The organism is Streptomyces sp. NPDC058045 (assembly GCF_042885635.1).
Lineage (GTDB): Bacteria > Actinomycetota > Actinomycetes > Streptomycetales > Streptomycetaceae > Streptomyces.
The window spans coordinates 133,367-153,179 of the sequence record NZ_JBHVRR010000008.1; the positions used below are offsets into that span (position 1 = coordinate 133,367).

The window sequence follows — 19,813 nt, forward strand, 5'->3', positions numbered from 1 at the left end:
TGCCGCACCCGCGCCGAGTTCCCGCACCGCGGTCGCGCCCGCCTCTCCCGGAACCGGCATCTTTCGGCCACACCGCGGGACGATTAGGTTCCTGGCGGTCCCAGGCCGCGGCGCGGACCCTCGGAGCTCCGGGCGGGGTCGGCGCCGGGTGCTCCTCCGGGCCCGGGGGGGGGCGAGCGAAGGACGCATGCCGGCGGGCCCGGTGCTCGGGCGGAAGCGCGGACGCTGATCGACAAGGTCTGCCGTGCCACCCTCTCCGTGCTCGATCCCCGGGACGCGCGTTGGCTGCCCACCACGCCCCGAACTCCCGTAAGTATCAGCGCACTTGGCTGGCGCAACGTCACACCGGATCAGGTGGACCGAGGAGCTGCGCAGGGCAGCGCAACGGCCCCTGACCGAGCGTCTACCCCCCTCTGTCCGTACAAGAGGTCCCCCTGCTGCAAGGCGAGTTGGGCCCATGACCCGTGAGGACGGCCTAACGGCCCCGGCCCCACCTCTTGATCACCAGGGAAGTGGCCGGGGCATCCACGTGTGCGAGGAAAGTGGCTCCGGCCAGCAGAAAGGCCCTGCCGAAGCAGGGCCTCAGGGAGGCGCCCCCGGCAGGACTCGAACCTGCGGCCAAGCGCTTAGAAGGCGCCTGCTCTATCCACTGAGCTACGGGGGCCGGTGGTGGCGGTCCGGGTCCGGCTGGCGGACCTGTGGACTGCCGGGGCCGGGGTCAAGGATAGGGCTCCCGGATCTCTGCCCCAGGTGTTGAGTGTTGCCGCCACTGTGTGGAGGTTCAGTGAAGCGGTCCCGATAATCGCAGTCGGCGGTGAATCCTGCACCGCTTTCGGCCTCTCACGCGCCGGGTGTTGTGCACTCGTTATGCCCCTGTCCCAGTCGTCCCATCCGCCCCGGGTGTCCGGTCGGCACGCAGAAGCGGCCATATGCTTCAGAATGCCGCCAAAATTGGGCATTCTTCGCTTGTGGTGACCTTGGACGTACGGCCTCAGCTCCTCGACGCACTCTCCGCCCTGCGCGACCGTGTCGCCGCCGCGCGTTTCCCGCTGCCGCTGCCGGGAGCGCCACGGGCCCGCGCCAACCGGGCCGAACTCCTCGCACAACTCGACGACTACCTGATGCCGCGACTGAAGAGTCCGGACGCGCCGCTGCTCGCCGTGGTGGGCGGTTCCACCGGTGCCGGCAAGTCGACTCTGGTCAACTCGCTGGTAGGGCGTCAGGTCAGCGAGGCCGGGGTGCTGCGCCCCACGACCCGTACCCCGGTGCTGGTCTGTCATCCGGAGGACCACCACTGGTTCAGCGGGATGCGGGTGCTGCCCGAGCTGGTGCGGGTGTGGGCGCCCCGGCCCGAATCGGCCGACCCCGCCGCGGACGGCACCGGGCTCACCGCCGTGGTCCGCGCCACCGGAGTACACCGCGGCCTGCGCCCCAACTCGCCTGGTACGACGCCCGGTTCGGCCTCCGGTCCCGTACGGGCCGATGTCCGGCGGGCCGAAGGAGGCGGCGTACAGGGGGAGTTGGGGGAGCAGGCCGAGCGTGCGGGGCGGCCTTCGGCGCCGCGGCCGGGTGCCGTGCAACTGCGGATCGAGACCGCCGCCAGCGTGCCCCGCGGAGTCGCCCTCCTCGACGCACCCGACATCGACTCCCTCGTCGCCCAGAACCGCGACCTCGCCGCCGAACTCATCTGCGCCGCCGACGTCTGGATCATGGTCACCACCGCCGCCCGTTACGCCGACGCCGTCCCCTGGCACCTGCTGCGCACCGCCAAGCAGTACGACGCCACCGTGGTCACCGTCCTCGACCGGGTGCCGCACCAGGTGGTCACCGAGGTCTCCCGCCGGTACGCCGCGCTGCTCACCAAGGCGGGGCTCGGCGATCTGCCGCGGTTCACGGTGCCGGAACTCCCCGAGTCGACCGGCGGCGGCGGACTGCTCCCCGGTACCGCCGTCGCCCCGCTGCGCGCCTGGCTCACCCAGCTCTCGCAGGACCCGGAGGCCAGGGCCCGGATCGCGGCCCGCACCGCCGGCGGCGTCATCGACTCGCTGAACGCGCGGATGCCGGAGCTGGCCGGCGCGGTCTCCGCCCAGTACGCGGCCGCGGTGCGGCTCGGCTCCGTCGTGGAGCGCGCGTACGAGCGGGAGGGGGAGCGGGTCGGCGGGCGGCTCAAGGCGGGCGGTGTGCTCTCCGGTGACGCGCTCAAACGCTGGCGCAGCTATCCGCTGGACTGCACCCCGGGCGAGCTCCTCGACGCCCTGGTGGAGGGCCTCACCGCGCTGCTGCTCTGCGGGGTGACCTCGGCCGACGAGCGCATCGCCGAGGGCTGGCGCCGCGACCGGGCCGCCGACCTCCCCGACCTCGCCCCCCAGGACCCGGAGCCCGAGCGCGTCGAGCATCGCATCGGGATGGCGGTCCGCCGCTGGCGCCGGGTGGTCGAGGAGTACGCGGAGGACGAGGTGGCCCGACTCGACCGCAGTACCCGGCAGGCGAAGAACGCGCTGCCCGACCCGGAGGCGGTGGCGGCGCTGCTCGCCGTGGCGCTGCTCGGCGGGCGGCGGGCGCGCACCGCGGGCGAGAAGCTCGCCGAACGGGTGGGCGCACATGGGGCGTTGCGGCTGCGGGACCGCGGCGGGCGGCTGCTGGAGAGGTGCGCGGAGCAGGCGCTGCTGGCCGAACGGGACCGCCGCCTCGCCCCGTTGGACGCGCTGGGCGTCCATGCCGAACCGCAGGCCGAACTGATCGCCGCGCTGTCCGTACTGCAGAGGGAGAGGTGACCGCGGTGACTGCCGTGACCGACCGCAAGGACCCGGCGGAGGGCCCGGACGAGCCGGACACCCCCGCACCCCGCCCGGCCGCCGGGCTCAAGGGGATCAGGGGGGCGCAGGAGGTGGTGCGGGTGGCGCGCGAGAGGCACGGCGAGCGCACGGCCGCCGCCGGGGTGGGCGTCCGGCGCGCGGGGGCGCACGAGGTGCCGGGGGCAAGGGAGTTGGCGGAAACGGAGTTGGCGGGAACGGAGTCGGCGGAACGGCGGGAGCGGGCTGAGCGGTCCGAGCGGGTCGGGTGGGACGACGGGCTGATCGCGCGCCGGTCGCCGGGCGCGCCCCAGGAGGAGGCGCCGGACCCGGTGGACGCCGGACGTGCCGGCAGCGGGGTCGTCGGCGGTGCCGCGTACCGGGAGGTGCTGGATGAGCCGCTGCGGGAACGGCTGGACGCGCTGGGCGAGTTGGTCGGGCTCTCCCGCACCCGGCTGGATCCGCGGGCGCTCGCCGGGGCGGGCCGGGTCCTGGACGAGGCGCAGGCACGGCGCCGGCTCTCCGCCCGGCACACCGTGGTCGCCGTGGCGGGCGCCACCGGAAGCGGCAAGTCCGCACTGTTCAACGCCCTTGCCGGGGTGGCCATTTCGGACACCGGCGTACGCCGTCCCACCACCTCGCAGCCGCTGGCGTGCAGTTGGCCCACGGGCGGCGGCCAGGACGAGAGCGCGGCACTGCTGGACCGGCTGGGCATCCCGGCCCGGCTGCGCCGCCGCCCTCTCCAGGGCGGCACGGCCGACGAGCAGTTCCACGGCCTGATCCTGGTCGACCTGCCGGACCACGACTCCGCTGCGGTCGAGCACCGCGCCCAGGTGGACCGGGTACTCGGCCTGGTGGACGCGGTGATCTGGGTGGTCGACCCGGAGAAGTACGCGGACGCGGCACTGCACGACCGCTATCTGCGGCCGATGGCGGGCCACGCCGAGGTGATGTTCGTGGTGCTGAACCAGACCGACCGGCTCCCCGGCGACGCCGCCGACCAGGTCCTGGACGATCTGCGGCGCCTCCTCGACGAGGACGGGGTGGCCCTCGGCGAGTACGACGAGCCGGGCGCCACGGTGCTCGCCCTGTCCGCGGTCACCGGCAACGGGGTGGGCGTACTGCGGGAGATGCTGGGCCAGTTCGTGACCGAGCGGGGTGCGGCGGGGCGGCGGATCGCCGCCGATGTCGACGCGGCCGCCGCCGAACTGCGTCCGCTGTACACCTCGGCGCGGCCGGTGGGGCTCAGCGAGGAGGCGCGGGAGGAGTTCACCGACCGGCTCGCGGAGGCACTCGGCGCCACGGCCGCCGGGGAGGCCGCCGAGCGTGCCTGGCGGCGCAACGCGGGCCGGGCGTGCGGCACTCCATGGCTGCGGCTGTGGCGCTGGTACCGCACGATCCGCGACCCGCAGGCCGCGGCGGCCGGGATGCGGCCGCTGCCCGCGGAGGAGGAGAGCACCGCGCGCCAGCGCGTCGAGCAGGCCGTGCGCACCGTCTCGGACCAGGCCGCGGACGGACTGCCCGCGCCCTGGGCGCAGTCGGTACGGGAGGCGGCGGGCCGTGGGGCGCACGGGTTGCCGGAGGCGCTGGACGAGTTGGCGGAGGGGCAGACGGCGCCGATGCAGCGCCCGCCGCGGCCCGGTTGGTGGCCGCTGGCGGTGCTGACGCAGGCGGTGATGACGCTGTTGCAGATCGCGGGCGGGCTGTGGCTGGTGGGGCAGATCGCCGGGGTGTGCCCGCCGGATCTGGGGGTTCCGGTCCTGCTGATGCTGGCCGGGATCGTGGGTGGCCCGCTGGTCGAGTGGGCCTGCCGGCTGGCGGCTCGCGGCCCTGCCAGGCGCTACGGCGAGGAGGCGGAACGCAGACTCCGGGAGGCCGCGGCGGGCTGTGGCCGGGCCCGCGTCCTCGATCCGGTCTCGGCGGAACTGCTGCGGTATGCGGAGGTCCGCGAGCAGTACGTGCGGGTGACGGGCGCGGTGCCGGTCGGGGGTTGAGGGGAGGCTGAGGGAGGGGGAGGGGGCGGGTTCACTCGCGGGGGTGGCGGGGTTTTCCACAACTCGCTTGCTGTCCACAGGCCTCAGCGGGCCCCGTCGGATCGGTGCACGCTGTGGTCATCCGGAGGCCGAGCGGCTGTCCGGACCGGTCGCCGATCGTCGGCGGCCGGTGCACCCAGCACGCGAGTAGAGGAAGAAATGAGGGGGCGGCGATGAGCGAGACGATGGTGGCCGTGACGGGGAATGTGGCGACGGCGCCGGTCTATCGGGAGACGCCGGGCGGTGGGGTGGCCAGGTTCCGGCTGGCGGTCACCGCCCGGCACCGGGATCGCACCGGTGAGGGCTGGGTCGACGGGCACACCAATTTCTTCACGGTCTGGGCCTGGCGGTCACTCGGAATCAATATCTCGGCCTCCCTGTCGGTGGGTGATCCCGTCCTGGTGCAGGGCCGGTTGAAAGTACGGGACGAGGAACGGGGCGGGCAGCGGTGGTCGTCCGCCGATATCGAGGCCCAGGCGGTGGGGCACGATCTGACCCGCGGCACCTCGGCATTCCGCAGGATCCGCGGGGACGGGGCGGCGGCGCCACCGGTCGACGCCGCGCCATCGGCGGACGAGCGGGAGCAAGCCCAACAGCCGGGTGTGGAAGGGGAGTTGGCGGCAGCGGGGGCCTCGACGGCGGCACACTCGCCGACTCGCACCCCGGGCAGCGGGGCGGCTGGTAATGCGGCGCGCAATGCGATGCGCGGCTCCGGTCGCGGCTCCCCTCGTACCACTGGCCGTTCTTCTGTTTCGGCGACTCAACTCGCCCTGGATTAAGCCCCGTTGGCGTGAAAACGCGGTGGCGCCGCTCGGGGTGGGCGGGGCCGGGCGGTGTCCGAAGTGTGGGCTTTCGCGGCCTGTGGGTCATTGATTTATCGATAACCCCTGCTCGCGGCCGGTGTATTCGATAACGATTGCGAGTCGGAACGGTTATTCGAAGGTATGCGTGGGGATCGCGTTGCTCCTGGGTTCCTAGGATGCCGGGCGTAGCTCACGGGGCATCTGATTTTGCCGGCGGGAATTGACCATCCCCCAGGTCAACGCATCCCGCCCGAAGGGGAATTCTGTGTTTTCTGCTCTCTCTGCACATCGGCGCGGTGGTATGCGGCTGGCCGCGGCCACCCTGGTGTCGGGACTGGCCGTTGCCGGGTCGATAGCCGGAGCGGGTTCGGCCGCCGCCGATGACGCGCCGCAGCAGCACGGTGGTGCCACCGCCACCATCAACGGGCTGAAGACCGCCGGCCCCGCCGTGATCCATGCCGAGGAAGGGGACCAGAGGGTCTCCGCCGGTCTCTTCGAGATGACCGTGAAGGACGGCGGCACACTTCAGACGTACTGCATCGACATCCACAACCCGACCAAACCGGACGCCAGTTACCAGGAGACCCCCTGGAGCGGGACCTCGCTGGCGGGCAACGCGGACGCCGGAAAGATTCGCTGGATTCTGCAGAACTCCTACCCCCAGGTGAACGACCTGGCGCAGCTCGCCAAGAACGCGGGTGTGCCGGGCCTCACCGACAAGGACGCCGCGGCCGGCACCCAGGTGGCCATCTGGCGCTACTCGGACCACGCGAAGGTCGACGCCCTCGGTGAGAACGCGGAGAAGCTCGCGGACTACCTGGAGCGGAGCGCTCAGAACGCCGCCGAGCCCAAGGCGTCCCTGAGCCTGGAGCCGAACGCGGTCTCCGGTCACGCGGGGGAGAAGCTCGGCCCGGTCACCGTGCACACCAACGCCCGGCAGGTCACGGTCACGCCGCCCGCAGAGGCGGCGGCCGGCGGCGTGAAGATAGTCGACAAGACCGGCAAGCCGGTCACCTCCGCGGCCGACGGCAGCGAGATCTACTTCGACGTCCCCGAGGACGCGCAGAACGGCAGCGCCGCGCTGAGCGTCCAGGCCTCCACCACCGTCCCCGTGGGCCGGGCCTTCGCCTCCGAGAGCCGGAGCCAGACGCAGATCCTGGCCGGCTCCAGCCAGTCCACCGTCTCCGCGCAGGCCACCGCCACCTGGGCCGACCGGGGTCCGATCCCGGCCGTCTCCGCGGAGAAGAACTGCGCCAAGGGCGGCCTGGACATCACCGTCGCCAACAAGGGCGACCAGCCCTTCGGCTTCGACCTCAAGGGCGTCAAGCACACCATTGCCGCGGGCAAGTCCCAGACGGTGACGATCCCGCTCAAGGAGGACCAGGCCTACGACTTCAAGATCACCGGGCCCAACGGCTTCGAGAAGCGCTTCCAGGGCGTCCTTGACTGCAAGACGCAGAGCGGCGGCGGTACCGGTGGCGAAACCCCCGCCCCGTCGTCCCAGCCGAGCGCGGCCTCGGCCGGCGGCACCGGCGGCGGTGACCTCGCGGCGACCGGTTCGTCCAGCGCCACCCCGGTGATCGCCGGTATCGCGGTCGCCCTGCTGGTGGTCGGCGGCGGCGCGGTCTTCCTGGTCCGCAAGAAGAAGGCCCCGGCCCAGCACTGACCCGGCCCGCACCGGCCGCCCGGTGCACCCGCACCGGCTCCCCGGTGCGCCGACGGCCCCGGCCCCGCCCCCAGCGGCGGCCGGGGCCGTCCCCTCACTCCCGCACGTCTCGCTCCCGTACGCGCGTGTCACTCCCGCACCCCGGGGACCAGCCGGTTTTCGGCTTGGGTGCCGGGTACGGCAAGATGGGTGTGTCTGCCCTCACGCGGCGGAGTCGGGTTACTGACACTTGCAGGATTCAAGCTGCCGGACGGTTTCTTTTGGCTGAGTTCATTTACACCATGCGCAAGGCGCGCAAGGCGCACGGCGACAAGGTGATCCTCGACGATGTGACGACCAGCTTCTACCCGGGAGCGAAGATCGGCGTCGTCGGGCCGAACGGCGCCGGCAAGTCCACGATCCTCAAGATCATGGCCGGGCTTGAGCAGCCGTCCAACGGCGACGCCTTCCTCTCCCCCGGGTACACGGTCGGCATCCTGCTGCAGGAGCCGCCGCTGACCGAGGAGAAGACCGTCCTGGAGAACGTCCAGGAGGGTGTCGCCGAGATCAAGGGCAAGCTCGACCGGTTCAACGAGATCGCCGAGCAGATGGCGACCGAGTACACCGACGAGCTGATGGAGGAGATGGGCAAGCTCCAGGAGGAGTTGGACCACGCCAACGCCTGGGACCTCGACGCCCAGCTCGAACAGGCCATGGACGCCCTCGGCTGCCCGCCCGGCGACTGGCCGGTGGACAACCTCTCCGGTGGTGAGAAGCGCCGCGTCGCGCTCTGCAAGCTGCTGCTGGAGCAGCCCGACCTGCTGCTCCTCGACGAGCCCACCAACCACCTGGACGCCGAGTCGGTGAACTGGCTGGAGCAGCACCTCGCCAAGTACCCCGGCACCGTCGTCGCCGTCACCCACGACCGGTACTTCCTGGACAACGTCGCCCAGTGGATCTGCGAGGTCGACCGCGGCCGCCTCTTCCCCTACGAGGGCAACTACTCCAAGTACCTGGAGACCAAGCAGGCCAGGCTCAAGGTCGAGGGGCAGAAGGACGCCAAGCGCGCCAAGCGCCTCAAGGAGGAGCTGGACTGGGTCCGCTCCAACGCCAAGGGCCGGCAGGCCAAGTCCAAGGCGCGGCTGGCCCGTTACGAGGAGATGGCGGCCGAGGCCGACAAGATGCGGAAGCTGGACTTCGAGGAGATCCAGATCCCGCCGGGCCCCCGCCTGGGCAGTGTCGTGGTCGAGGTCGAGAAGCTCGGCAAGGCCTTCGGCGAGAAGGTGCTCATCGACGACCTGTCCTTCACCCTGCCGCGCAACGGCATCGTCGGTGTGATCGGCCCCAACGGCGCCGGCAAGACCACCCTGTTCAAGATGATCCAGGGCCTGGAGGAGCCGGACTCCGGCAGCATCAAGGTCGGCGAGACCGTCAAGATCTCCTACGTCGACCAGGGCCGCGCCAACATCGACCCCAAGAAGACGCTGTGGGCCGTCGTCTCCGACGAGTTGGACTACATCAACGTCGGCCAGGTCGAGATGCCGTCCCGTGCCTACGTCAGCGCCTTCGGCTTCAAGGGCCCGGACCAGCAGAAGCCGGCCGGGGTGCTCTCCGGCGGTGAGCGCAACCGCCTCAACCTCGCGCTCACCCTCAAGCAGGGCGGCAATCTGCTCCTCCTCGACGAGCCGACCAACGACCTCGACGTGGAGACCCTGTCCTCGCTGGAGAACGCGCTGCTGGAGTTCCCGGGCTGTGCCGTGGTCGTCTCCCACGACCGCTGGTTCCTGGACCGGGTGGCGACGCACATCCTCGCCTACGAGGGCGACTCCAAGTGGTTCTGGTTCGAGGGGAACTTCGAGTCGTACGAGAAGAACAAGGTGCAGCGGCTGGGAGCGGACGCGGCGCGGCCGCACCGGGCCACGTACAAGAAGCTCACCCGGGGCTGAGGCGGTCGGATCGTGGCTCGGCACATTTACCACTGCCCCCTGCGCTGGGCGGACATGGACGCCTTCGGGCATGTCAACAACGTGGTCTTCCTCCGCTATCTGGAGGAGGCCCGGATCGACTTCATGTTCCGGATCCGGCCGGGGGACGGCTCACCGTCGTTCGCCGGCGGGTCCGTCGTGGCCCACCATGAGATCGACTATCTGCGGCCGCTGGTGCACCGGCACGCGCCGGTCGTCATCGAGTCCTGGGTGACGAAGATCAACGCGGCCTCGCTGACCATCGCCTACGAGATCAAGGACGGCGAGGGCACCGGGGAGGACGCCGGGCAGACCTATGTCCGCGCCGCCACCGTCGTCGTGCCGTACGAGCTCGCGGAGCAGCGGCCGCGGCGGCTCACCGACGAGGAGCGGGAGTACCTGGAGAAGTACCAGGACTCGGAGACGCTCGCCGCATGAGCGTGCCGCCCCGGCCGCTGCACTTCGACGACGCCACGGAGGCGGCCGATCTGGCCGCCTTCCTGGCCCGGCTGATCCACTACGACCGGGCCGCCGCGGTCCGGTTGCAGGCCGCGGGCGGCACGCTCGCCGTCTTCGGCCGCCCCCCGTCCTTCGAGGTCCTCGCCGTCCGCACGGCCCGCCTCGCCGCCCCGTACGGGGACGGGTCCGGTGTCGCGCTGGACCGCACGGTGTCCGCGGGCGAACTGCTGGAGTCCGTCGCGGAGGAGACCGGTACCGCCCGGGTTCCGGACGCGGTCACCGGTCCGCCGTGGGCCGGGCTGCTGCCGCCACGTGGCGGCTGGCGGCCGGAGCCGGGGCTGCCGGCGGCCGCCGCACTGCACTCCGCGGTCACCGGGGCGGTCGCCGAATTCCGCGGCCGTACCGAGGCGTTGCCGCCCGAGCGGCGGACCCGGGACGAACTCGACCGGATCGGGCGGCAGTTGTGGTCCCGCCCGGTGGGGGACACCGCGCTGCCGCTGCGCGCGGTGCACGCCGCGCACGCCCTGCGCTTCCTGCGCCCACCGGCCCCCGGCGCCGAACCGCCGACCCTGCACGCCGCGGACAACTGGCTGCGGCTGCGCACCCCGTACGGCTCGGTCGCGGTACGCCGCTCGGGGCTGGTCCATCTGCCGGTCACCCCGGCCTGACGTCACGTGTCCGCTGCCGGAGCGTTCTCCGCTGAGCCGGTGTCCTCCGGGCGGTCGGGCCAGATGCCTATGTGGTCCGGTTCGAGTTCCAGCAGGACGCGGTCGCGCATGTCGAGGGCCTGGGTGTAGTCGGCGGGGAGTTGGAGGCGGCCGGCGCGGTCCAGCATCGCGTACTCGCGGGCCACCAGCGCCTCCTGGCCGGTCGCCGCGTCCACCTCGGTACGGCGCAGCACCTCGGTGGACGTACGGCCGTCCCGGATGGCGACGGTGCGCCGGACCTCCTGGGCCACCGCCTGGTCATGGGTGACGATCACCACCGTGGTGCCGAGCTGCTCGTTCGCCGTGCGGAAGGCGGCGAAGATCTGCTCGGCCGTGGCCGAGTCCAGTTCGCCGGTGGGCTCGTCCGCGAGCAGGACCCGCGGCTCGTTGGCCAGGGCCACCGCGATGGCCACCCGCTGCTGCTGACCGCCGGACATCTCCTGCGGACGCCGGCCGCGGCACTCCGCAACCGACAGCAACTCCAGGAGTTCCAGGGCCCGTTCGGCACCGGCCCGGCGGGCGTGGCGGCCGCCGCGGAGCCGCATCGGCAGTACCACGTTCTGGGCGGCCGTCAGATACGGCAGCAGATTCCGGGCGGTCTGCTGCCAGACGAAGCCGACGACCTCCTGGCGGTAGCGCAGCCGGTCCCGGGCGTTCATCGCCATCAGATCGCGGCCGGCGACCTTCGCGGCGCCCGCGGTCGGCTCGTCGAGACCGGCCAGGATGTTCATCAGCGTCGACTTGCCGCTGCCGGACGCGCCCACCAGGGCCATCAACTCGCCCTCCCGGACGAGGAGATCGAGCCCCTGGAGGGCCTGCACCTCGACCCCGTCCAGGGTGAAGATCCGCACCAGCCGGTCGCAGCTGATCAGGGCGTCGTGGCCGTAGCCGGGTTGGGCGCGGCGGGAGGCGGCGCGTCGCTCCAGCTCGGCGAGGGTGGGGACGGTGGTGGTCGGCTCGGTCATCGTCGGACCTCCTGCGGGGGCGCCTGCCGGCGGGGTGCGGGAGCGGTTGGCTCGGTGTGGGGTGCTGGGGGGTGCGGGGTGTGGTGGCTCGGGTTTGCGCAGTTCCCCGCGCCCCTGGGAAAGATCGCGCAGTTCCCCGCGCCCCTGGGTGGGACCTCGTCCCTGGGTGGGATCGGGCCGGAGGGAGAAATGGTGGGTGGGAACCGGGTCATGGGGCGTCCCCCGCTCGTAGTTCTGTTACGGCGCCTCGGCGGCCGGTCCACCAGGCCTGGGTTGTTGCCACCAGGAGGGTCACTGTCAGGACTGCGGCGGCGGGGAGGAGCAAGGAGGGCCAGTGCAGGGCGAGTTGGACGGTGGTGATGCGTGGGTCGTGGGTGGTGGCGGCGAAGGCCACGGCGGTGAGGTCCATGCCGGGGGAGAGCAGGAGTACCGCGGCCCAGCCGGTCGCCGCTCCGCCGAGCGCTGCCAGCAGGGCGCCGGGAAGGGCTTCGAGGATCAGCAGTCGCCGGCCCTGGGCGCGGGTCAGGCCCATGGTGCGGAGCCGGGCCAGCAGTGCGCGGCGTTCGGGGGCGGCGCGGGCCAGGGACAGCAGCAGGGCGAGCAGGGCGAAGCCGGCGCCCGCCGCGACGGCCGCCGTGTAGAGGCGTTCCGCCCCCCGCTGCATCGGGGAGTCCGCGAACCGCTCCCGTTCCTGGGCGCGTACCAGGACCGAGGCGTCCCGTCCGGCGGCCTTCCGCAGGGCGCCGGGGTCGGGGTGGTCGCCGGTGAGGAGGAGTGCGGTGGGCGCGAAGTGCGGGTCGAGTCCGGCCGCGTCCACCACCAGGAAGTCCCTGCCGAGGACCGCCGGGGTCGCCTCGCGGACGGTGCTGATCCGTACCGTGAACTCGTACCCGTCGGCCCTCATCCGCACCGGGTGACCGGTGCCGTAGCGTTCGGCGACGGAGGGGGAGGCCAGGGCCGGGAGCGGGGCGCCGGGGGTGCGGTGCAGGGCGGTGGCCGGGAACGGGCCGAGGCCGGTGCGCCGGGCCAGTTCCGCGTACCGGGCGGGCCGTACCCCGGCCAACGGCACGGTGGGCTGGTCGAGTTCGTCGTCCGCGGTGGTCGCCTTGTACGAGATGGTCAGCGCCTGCGCCTCCCGTACGCCCGGCAGGTGCCGTAGGCGCTCGGCCTTCCCCGCGGGTATCTCCTCGGGGAACTCGACGCGGGCGTCGGCGCCGGTGGCGAGCAGGGCCGCCTGGTCCCGGGCGCGGTCCATCCCGCTCAGTACCGCTCCGCCGAACGCGGCCGTGGCCAGCGCGGTGAGCAGCGCCAGCAGGGGCAGTACGGCGGTGGCGGTGCCGGAGCGTCCGGCGCGGGCCAGGGCGAGGGGGCCGAGGGCGCCGCGCAGCCGGGACGCGGGGCGGGCCGCCCAGCGCAGCGGTGGCGGCAGCAGGCGGACCAGGGCCAGTGCGGCGATCACCGCGACCAGGGCCGGGGCGGGCGCGGCCAGTCCGCCGCTGCCCGCACCGCCGCGGCGCAGCGCGAGGACGGCGCCCACCGCCAGTACCAGCACGGTGAGTTCGGCGACCAGGCGGTGGCGGGAGGGGCGGGCGGAGGCGGCGTCGGCACGTGGGTCGTGCAGCCGGACCACCCGGTGTGCGGTGATGGCGCGCAGGGCGGGGGCGGCCGAGGCGACCAGGACCACCGTGGCGGCGGCGGCCGCCGACGGCCACAGCCGGGCGTCCGGCAGTGCCAGCCGGGCAGCGAGCCAGCCCACCGCACCCGCCGGTACCGCCACCACCGCGGACTCGGCGAGCAGCCGACCGGCGAGCCCGCGCAGCGACACCCCGCGGGCCCGCAGCAGTGCCAGTTCGGCGCGGCGGCGGCTCATCGCGAGCCCGCTCGCGGTCATCAGCACCACCCCGGCCACCGTCCCCGCGCCGCAGGCGGCGACCGCCACCACGGGGGTGATGCCGCCGCGGAGCGCGCCGAAGGCGGTGAGCAGATCGTCCAGTTCGGTGCTCGCGGTGGTGGCCGCGCCGGTGGTGTTCCGGATCCGTGCCAGCGCCGGTCCGTCCGTCACGGACGCCAACGAGGAGTTCAGCGCGGGCAGTTGGCGGGCGGTCAGCCGTGCGGTGTCGGGGGCGACGGACCAGTAGCGGTACGGGTTGCCGGGGGTGCCCAGCATCACCGGTGCGGCGTCCGGCGCCAGCAGCAGGCCGCCCACCCAGTACTTCGGCGGATTCATGTCCGGGCTCTGCACCCGCACCAGGGCCGGGGTGCGCAGGATCGGCTCCACCGACCACCAGGAGCCCTTCGGCCGCAGCGGTTTCACCAACCCGGTGACGCGCACCCGGAGTGGGGAGCGGCTCACGCCCGGCAGATGGATCACCGAGCCGACCCGGATATGGAGTTTGCGGGCGGTCTCCTCGCTGACCGCGGCCTCCACCTGGCCGGTGCGCGCGGTGACCGTGCCATCCGTCCTCGGCAGCCGGCCGGAGGTGACCCGGCCGTGCCGGGCCAGCCGGTCCTGCGCCACCAGCATCATCCGCGCCGGCAGCCCGCTCGGCTGCGGCAGCCAACTGTCGGCCGCGATCAGCTTGTTGTAGGTGACCACCCCGTACCCGGACTCGTCGGCGTCGGCCGAGAGCGGGGGCCGCAGCCGGGTGCGGATCGCGGTGTAGTCCTTGCGCAGTTCGGCGCCGCGCAGGGACGCCTCGGCCTCCGGTCCGCTCTCGGAGCCGCCGCCCCCGTCCTCCAGCCGGATCGCCGACCGGTTCGGCGACGCCTCGGACACGGTGCGCCGCAGTCCCGCGTCCTGGTAGGCGTCCACGGCGCGCGGGAACGCGGCGGCCAGACCCGCGGTGACCAGCACCAGCAGGGCCAGCGCGATCGCCGCACCGGGCGCGGCCCGCAGCCGGGTCCGCACCCAAGGGACCCGGGCCCCCCGAAGGGTGGACCGGGCCGGTATGGGCCGGTGGGTGCCGGACTCGGGTGTCCGCGCGGCGGTCGCCGGGCGCTCGTTTTCGCTGCCCGGGGTCTCGCCGGGTGGGCGGCTGGGCATCTCACTCGCCTCCTCGGCTGCGGAGCGTGGTCGCGGGGGCCGCCCGGCGCAGCGCCAGTACCGCGGTGATCGCCACAGGGGCGGCGGCGACCGCGGCGAGCAGCAACGCCACCTGGCCCGGCGCCAGTTCGACCAGCACCGGGGGCACCGGCCGGGTGGCGCGCGGAGTGAGGACCACCAGGGGGACCACCGCCCGCGCCAGCACCGTGCCGAGGGCGGCGCCCACCGCCAGGGCCAGCGCCAGCAGCACCCCGTACTCGACGGCGACGGTGCGGGCCAGGCGGCGGCGGGTGGTGCCCAGGGCGCGCAGTACGGCGAACTCATGGCCGCGTTCCCGCAGTGATCCGGCGCAGCCCACCGCGAAGCCCACCGCGGCGAGCACCACTCCGGCGGCGGTCGCCGCGAAGAAGGCGGCCTCCGGCCCGGCGCCCAGCGGATCGTCCCGCAGCAGCCGCGCCGTCTCGTCCCGTACCAGCACCTGGGCGGGGTCGATCTCCGGCTGGGCGCGGAGGGCGGCCGCGGCCTGTGCCGAGTGGCCGGGCGCGGTGCTCAGCCACCACTCGGAGGGGGCGGTGCCGCGGCCCTCCTGCTGGCTCAGCAGCCGGTTCAGGGCGCGCAGATCGAGCAGCAGCCCGCCGCCGTCACCGCTCAGCGGATCCGCCCCGGGCGCCGCGTCCCCGTCCGCCTGCTCACCCTCGTCCCGCGCCGGCCCCACCGCCGCGACCCCGGGCCCGGTGGTCGGCAACTCCCGTACGGTGCCCACCACATGGACCCGTACGGTGGCCGAGCCGAACGGTACGTCCAGGCGCTGCCCGGGGCGGGCGCCCGCGGAGGTCAGGAAGCGGTCGCTGGCCACCGCCGGTACTTCCTTCAACTGCCCGGCGCGCGGCAGCAGTTGCACCGTCAGCGTCGGCACCTGCCCCTGCCGGAACAGCTCCCGCGGCACAAAACCGGTGCCGTACGACACGGTGAGCGCCGATCCGTCACCGCCGCCCAGGGCGGGGGAGGTGGGGCGGGCGCCGGAGTCCGCGCCGGTGGTGGTGGCGTCCGTGGACACGGCGGCCCGCCAGTCGCGCCCCGGGCGCACCGCCGCGTCCGCGCCGACCGCGGTCAGCCCGTCCAGCGTCAGCCGGTGCCGCTCCGAGTGCTCCGGCGGCTGCTGCTCGTCCACATCGACACCGGTCAGATACAGCGGCTCCGCCGGCCGCGCCCCCGCCCCGCCCAGCGCCACCGCCAGCCGGTGCCGCCGCCCGTCGACCGGCACATCACCCGCCGACAGCCGGTACGGGATGCCGTAGCGGTCCTCGACGGTGAGCGTCAGATTCGCGTCCGAACCGGCGGGGGAGGCGGCGCCGTCGGAGCCCGCGCCGGCCCGTACGGTGAACGCCAGCCCGGTGGCCCCCTTCGGCAGCCGCACGCCCCACGGCTTCCCGGCCCGCCCCGGGTCGGCCTGCGCCGCCGCCCGGTCCGCGGGGCCGTCCGCCAGATCCCGCCGCAGCAGCATCCCGTCGGCGGCGTGCCGGGTGTCCAGCGCCAGGACCGAGGCCAGCCGGTCCCCGGACAGCGGCATCGACGCCCGGACCGCGGGCGCCGCGTCCCGCACCCCGGGCAGCGCCGCGAAGACCCCCGCCCCGCCCAACTCGGTACCGCCCGGCACCCGCACCCGCAGCGCGGCGCCCACCGCGAAATCGGCCTGGTCCCGCTGCGAACGGTCCCAGGACGCGCCCTGCCCGATCGCCAGCATCCCCATCGCCACCGCCAGCACCAGCAGCAGCACCGGTCCCGCGCCGCGCCCCGGCCGGCGGCTCAACTGCCAGCCCGCCAGCGCCCCCGCGAGCCCCCGCCCGCGGGCCGCCCGCCGCTCCGCCAGCCGCACCACCGGCGGCAGCAGCCGCAGCGTCAGCACGGTGCCCGCGAGCAGCGCCAGCGCCGGAGCCACCACCAGCAGCGGATCCACCCCGAGCGTCCCCGAACGGTCCCCGCTGAGCGTCCCCGAACCCGAAGTACGCCCCCGCAACTGCCAGTACGCGACGGCCGCCACCACCAGCAGCCCGATATCGGCCCCGGCCCGCAGCGGCGCGGGCAGCGCCCGCGCCCGGCCCGCCCGCTCCCGCCCCGCGGACCAGGCGGGCAGCGCCACCGCGAGGGCGCAGCCCAGTGCCGCCGCCACCGAAGCCGCCCACACCGTGCCGCTGCCCGCGCCGACCGGGTCCAGCCCGATCCGCGCCAACTCGCCCCGCCCGCCCAGCAGTCGGGTCAGCGGCCCGGCGAGCAGCGGGGCGCACACCGCGGCCGGCAGCGCCAGCAGCAGCGCCTCCGCCCCCGCCAGCGCCGCGAGCCGCCGCCCGGAGGCGCCACGCGCCCGCAGCAGCCGGGTCTCCTCGGTGCGTTCCACCGTCAGCAGCCGCGCCACCAGCAGCAGCGCGCACCCGGCGAGCAGCACCAGTTGCAGTGCGACCACCAGCAGCGTGGACCGCGCCACCAGCAGCGCCCGTTCGGCCCGGTCCAGCACCCCCGGCAGGGCGGTGGACGCGCTCGCCCCGGGCAGCTCGGCGTCATGCTCCAGCGCCTTGGCGCCGTCCCGGGCCGCGGTGCGCAGCGCGCCGATCCGGTCCGCGGTCAGCGTGGAGAAGTCCGCCGCCGCCAGCCACGCCGTCTCCCCGGCGCTGACCCGCCCGTCCAGCACACTCCGGTCCGCGAGCAGCGGCCCATAGGTGGTGAAGGTCCCCTTGGCCACGCCCCGGCCGCCCGACTCGTCGAGCTGCCAGTACGGGTCCGCGGGCCGCGCCGGGCGGTAGGTACCGGTGATCCGCACCCGCACCCGGGGCCCGTCCAGCCGGTCGGCGAGGGTGAGCCGGGCGCCGGGCTTGAGGTGGAGGCCGCGGGCGGCGTTCTCCGGCAGCGCCACCTCCAGCGGGCCGTGCCCCGCCGGGCCGGGACGGCGGCCCGCCGTCATCCGCACCCGGTCCGCCTCCAGTGCCGCGAACCGCGTCAGATCCGGATCGCCACCCCGCTCCCCGGCCGGCCGCAGCGACCGCGGCAGCGCGTACGGGCCGGAACGGACCAGGCTGTGCACCCGCACCGGCAGTCCGTCGAAGGCGCGCTGCGCCGAGCGCCGTACCGCCTCCGAGGCCGCGGCCCGGTCCTCGGCGGTCATCGGGGCGGTCACTTCGAGCGGGGTCCCGGCGGCGTCCCGGGTGCGCAGGGTGTGCCGCAACGAGGCGTCCGCGACAGAGGAGTTGAAGGCGGTGAGCGCCGCCAGGACCGCACACGTCAGCAGCACCGCGAGCAGGGCCGCCGCGAGCAGCAGCCGGTGCGCGCGCACCCGCAGTAGAACGAACCCCGTCAAGCCCAGGCCCCCCGTGTCCTCAGCGCCACGGCACGCCCCCGCGCCCCGCGCACTCCCACCCGGCCCCTGCCACGGCCGAAGCCGCGCTCAGTCGTAACGCCCCCCGGCGGCGGCTAGATCGTGCCACCCCGCCCACCCGTTGCGGAAGGGGTCGACGGGGCCCGGATGCCGGATAACGGATGCCGGACAGCGGATATCGGGCGTTCGGGGCGGAGGGGGCTAGGCCGTGTCGTTTGGATCTCCGTGGAGCAAGGAGCGGGTCCTGGTGCGTGCTCTCGGTGTGCCGGCCGGACTCCCTCGTACTGGACGTACTTGGGTGTTCGGCCGGTGCAGCGAGTGGGGGCACCTCCCAGCGGTAGCTGGGGGAGCGTGCCAGGGCCCGCGACGCCACGGAGATCCAAACGACACGGCCTAGGTCAGTCGGCTGTGTTGATCATCGAGGCGGCGGCGTAGGTCAGGTACTTCCAGAGGGTCTGCTCGTGCTCCTCGGGCAGCCCCAACTCGTCCACCGCGACCCGCATATGGGCCAGCCAGGCGTCATGCGCCGCGCGGTCCACCCGGAACGGCGCGTGCCGCATCCGCAGCCGGGGATGGCCCCGCTGCTCGCTGTAGGTCGTCGGCCCGCCCCAGTACTGCATCAGGAACAGCGTGAAACGCTCCTCCGCCGGCCCCAGATCCTCCTCCGGATACATGGGACGCAGCAGCGGATCCTCCGCCACCCCCTGGTAGAAGCGGTGCACCAGTCGCCGGAAGGTCTTCTCGCCGCCGACCTGCTCGTAGAAGGTCTGCTCCTGCAGTGTGCCGCGCCGGATATCGTTCACGCCGTCCATCGTCTCAGACCGGCCGTACCAGGACCCGGGACCTAAGACCCCGTCCCGGCCCGCCGGATGCCCACCGGGTATCGCATACCGGGGCATAGCGCAGCACAGTGGATATATGGCCGACATCGCCCCGGGCAGCGACGAGGACGAGGCGCGCATCGCCCGCGCCGGACTCGTCCGCCAGATCGACGCCGCCGGCGCCTGGGCCGAGGACCCCGCCTGGCGGACCGCCTTCACCGAGATCCCCCGCCACCTCTTCGTGCCCTACTACTACGTGGGCGTCGGCGGCGGCTACCGGCGGCTGTGGGGCGAGGACCCCGACCCGGCGCAGCACACCCGCTGGCTCCGCGGCGCCTACGCCGACACCGCCCTCGCCACCCGGGTCCGCGACGGCGAACTCGTCTCCTCCAGCAGCCAGCCCTCCCTGATGGCACTGATGCTCACCGCACTCCGCGTCCAGGACCAACCACCCAGCCGCGTACTGGAGATCGGCGCCGGCAGCGGATACAACGCGGCCCTCCTCGCCCACCGCCTCGGCGACGAGCAGGTCACCACCATCGACCTCGACCCGGAGATCACCGCCACCGCCCGCGAACACCTCGCCGCCGTCGGCCGCCACCCACACGTCGTCACCGGGGACGGCGCCCGCGGCTGGCCGGCCCGCGCCCCCTACGACCGGATCATCGCCACCTGCACCCTGGCCACCGTGCCCCGCGCCTGGCTCGCGCAGTGCCGGCCGGGCGCCCTCGTCCTCACCCCCTTCGCCACCGGCCTTCTGCTGCTGCGGGTCCAGGACGCGGAGCACGCCGAGGGCCGCTTCCTCGACACCTCCGCCTTCTTCGTGCCGCTGCGCGGCACGAGCCCGCCCCCCGAGGACACCCGCGAACCGGCCGGCCTGCCGCGCCGCGCACTCCGCCACGACCTCTTCCGCTTCCTCCTCGCCCTCACCGGGCACCGCCTCACCCCCCAGGAGGCCCTCGCCCTCTGGCACCAGGAGCACCACCCCGAACGCGCCCGCTACGGGGTGAGCGTCCGCGGCCCCGAGGCCTGGGCCTGGCTCGACGACCCGGAGGGCCCGTACACCTGGCGCCTGTGACCCGGTGCTCCCCGGTCCGGAACGCGTCGACGGGGGGCCCCCCGCGGGGGGCCCCCCGCGCCGGGGGGGGGGGCGGCCGGGCGCCCCGGGGGGTGGGGTGGGGGTGTTATAAAAAAAAACCAGCCCCCCAGACACA

General features: G+C 74.1%; 12 protein-coding genes and 1 tRNA gene. 8 read left to right on the forward strand and 5 right to left on the reverse strand.

Going from position 1 to position 19,813, the window contains the following annotated elements; all coding sequences use genetic code 11:
- Positions 1-591 precede the first annotated feature (591 nt).
- Positions 592-664 (reverse strand) — tRNA-Arg (locus ACFVST_RS07890).
- Positions 665-929: 265 nt separating this feature from the next.
- Between ACFVST_RS07890 and ACFVST_RS07895 the strand changes: the two genes are divergently transcribed.
- From ACFVST_RS07895 to ACFVST_RS07925, 7 genes are all read left to right on the forward strand, one after another.
- Positions 930-2,774 (forward strand): dynamin family protein, encoded by a 1,845-nt coding sequence (locus tag ACFVST_RS07895; protein ID WP_390147950.1) that lies wholly within the window; start codon positions 930-932, stop codon positions 2,772-2,774.
- A 5-nt stretch (positions 2,775-2,779) separates the two neighbouring features.
- Complete coding sequence (locus ACFVST_RS07900; protein ID WP_390147952.1) at positions 2,780-4,786, forward strand: GTPase; 2,007 nt, start codon at positions 2,780-2,782, stop codon at positions 4,784-4,786.
- Positions 4,787-4,998: 212 nt separating this feature from the next.
- Positions 4,999-5,604: a single-stranded DNA-binding protein gene (locus ACFVST_RS07905; RefSeq protein WP_390147954.1), complete on the forward strand. Its 606-nt coding sequence runs from the start codon at positions 4,999-5,001 to the stop codon at positions 5,602-5,604.
- A 325-nt stretch (positions 5,605-5,929) separates the two neighbouring features.
- A complete protein-coding gene (locus ACFVST_RS07910) occupies positions 5,930-7,294 on the forward strand; it encodes an LAETG motif-containing sortase-dependent surface protein (protein WP_390147956.1) in 1,365 nt (454 codons plus the stop codon).
- A 260-nt stretch (positions 7,295-7,554) separates the two neighbouring features.
- Positions 7,555-9,219, forward strand: a complete 1,665-nt coding sequence (gene ettA / locus ACFVST_RS07915; protein WP_390147958.1) for an energy-dependent translational throttle protein EttA — start codon at positions 7,555-7,557, stop codon at positions 9,217-9,219.
- Between the two features lie 12 nt (positions 9,220-9,231).
- Positions 9,232-9,675 carry an acyl-CoA thioesterase gene (locus ACFVST_RS07920; RefSeq protein ID WP_390147960.1) on the forward strand — a complete coding sequence of 148 codons (444 nt, stop codon included), beginning with the start codon at positions 9,232-9,234 and terminating at the stop codon, positions 9,673-9,675.
- Positions 9,672-10,364: a hypothetical protein gene (locus ACFVST_RS07925; protein ID WP_390147962.1), complete on the forward strand. Its 693-nt coding sequence runs from the start codon at positions 9,672-9,674 to the stop codon at positions 10,362-10,364. The genes ACFVST_RS07920 and ACFVST_RS07925 overlap by 4 nt, the downstream gene beginning before the upstream one ends.
- Positions 10,365-10,366: 2 nt before the next feature.
- Here ACFVST_RS07925 and ACFVST_RS07930 read toward each other — a convergent pair whose 3' ends face one another.
- The 4 genes from ACFVST_RS07930 to ACFVST_RS07945 all read right to left on the reverse strand — a co-directional run bounded on the left by ACFVST_RS07930 (position 10,367) and on the right by ACFVST_RS07945 (position 18,590).
- A complete protein-coding gene (locus ACFVST_RS07930) occupies positions 10,367-11,368 on the reverse strand; it encodes an ABC transporter ATP-binding protein (protein ID WP_390147964.1) in 1,002 nt (333 codons plus the stop codon).
- A 208-nt stretch (positions 11,369-11,576) separates the two neighbouring features.
- The gene (locus ACFVST_RS07935; protein ID WP_390147966.1) at positions 11,577-14,411 is read right to left on the reverse strand and encodes an ABC transporter permease; all 2,835 of its coding nucleotides are present in this window, start codon (positions 14,409-14,411) and stop codon (positions 11,577-11,579) included.
- 1 nt (position 14,412) lies between these two features.
- Positions 14,413-17,760 carry an FtsX-like permease family protein gene (locus ACFVST_RS07940; RefSeq protein WP_390147968.1) on the reverse strand — a complete coding sequence of 1,116 codons (3,348 nt, stop codon included), beginning with the start codon at positions 17,758-17,760 and terminating at the stop codon, positions 14,413-14,415.
- A gap of 416 nt (positions 17,761-18,176) precedes the next feature.
- On the reverse strand, positions 18,177-18,590 hold the full coding sequence (locus ACFVST_RS07945; protein WP_390147970.1) for a globin: 414 nt from the start codon (positions 18,588-18,590) through the stop codon (positions 18,177-18,179).
- A 106-nt stretch (positions 18,591-18,696) separates the two neighbouring features.
- On the opposite strand from ACFVST_RS07945, the gene ACFVST_RS07950 reads away from it, so the two are divergent.
- Positions 18,697-19,677, forward strand: coding sequence for a methyltransferase domain-containing protein (locus tag ACFVST_RS07950; RefSeq protein WP_390147971.1), 981 nt, complete (start codon positions 18,697-18,699; stop codon positions 19,675-19,677).
- The last annotated feature ends 136 nt before the right edge of the window (positions 19,678-19,813 follow it).

Bases quoted from the DNA above. Each gene is read 5' to 3' on its own strand.
- ACFVST_RS07895 (WP_390147950.1), top strand. From the start codon at position 930: ATGCTTCAGAATGCCGCCAAAATTGGGCATTCTTCGCTTGTGGTGACC.
- ACFVST_RS07905 (WP_390147954.1), top strand. From the start codon at position 4,999: ATGAGCGAGACGATGGTGGCCGTGACGGGGAATGTGGCGACGGCGCCG.
- ACFVST_RS07910 (WP_390147956.1), top strand. From the start codon at position 5,930: ATGCGGCTGGCCGCGGCCACCCTGGTGTCGGGACTGGCCGTTGCCGGG.
- ACFVST_RS07925 (WP_390147962.1), top strand. From the start codon at position 9,672: ATGAGCGTGCCGCCCCGGCCGCTGCACTTCGACGACGCCACGGAGGCG.
- ACFVST_RS07930 (WP_390147964.1), bottom strand. From the start codon at position 11,368: ATGACCGAGCCGACCACCACCGTCCCCACCCTCGCCGAGCTGGAGCGA.
- ACFVST_RS07935 (WP_390147966.1), bottom strand. From the start codon at position 14,411: ATGCCCAGCCGCCCACCCGGCGAGACCCCGGGCAGCGAAAACGAGCGC.
- ACFVST_RS07945 (WP_390147970.1), bottom strand. From the start codon at position 18,590: ATGGACGGCGTGAACGATATCCGGCGCGGCACACTGCAGGAGCAGACC.
- ACFVST_RS07950 (WP_390147971.1), top strand. From the start codon at position 18,697: ATGGCCGACATCGCCCCGGGCAGCGACGAGGACGAGGCGCGCATCGCC.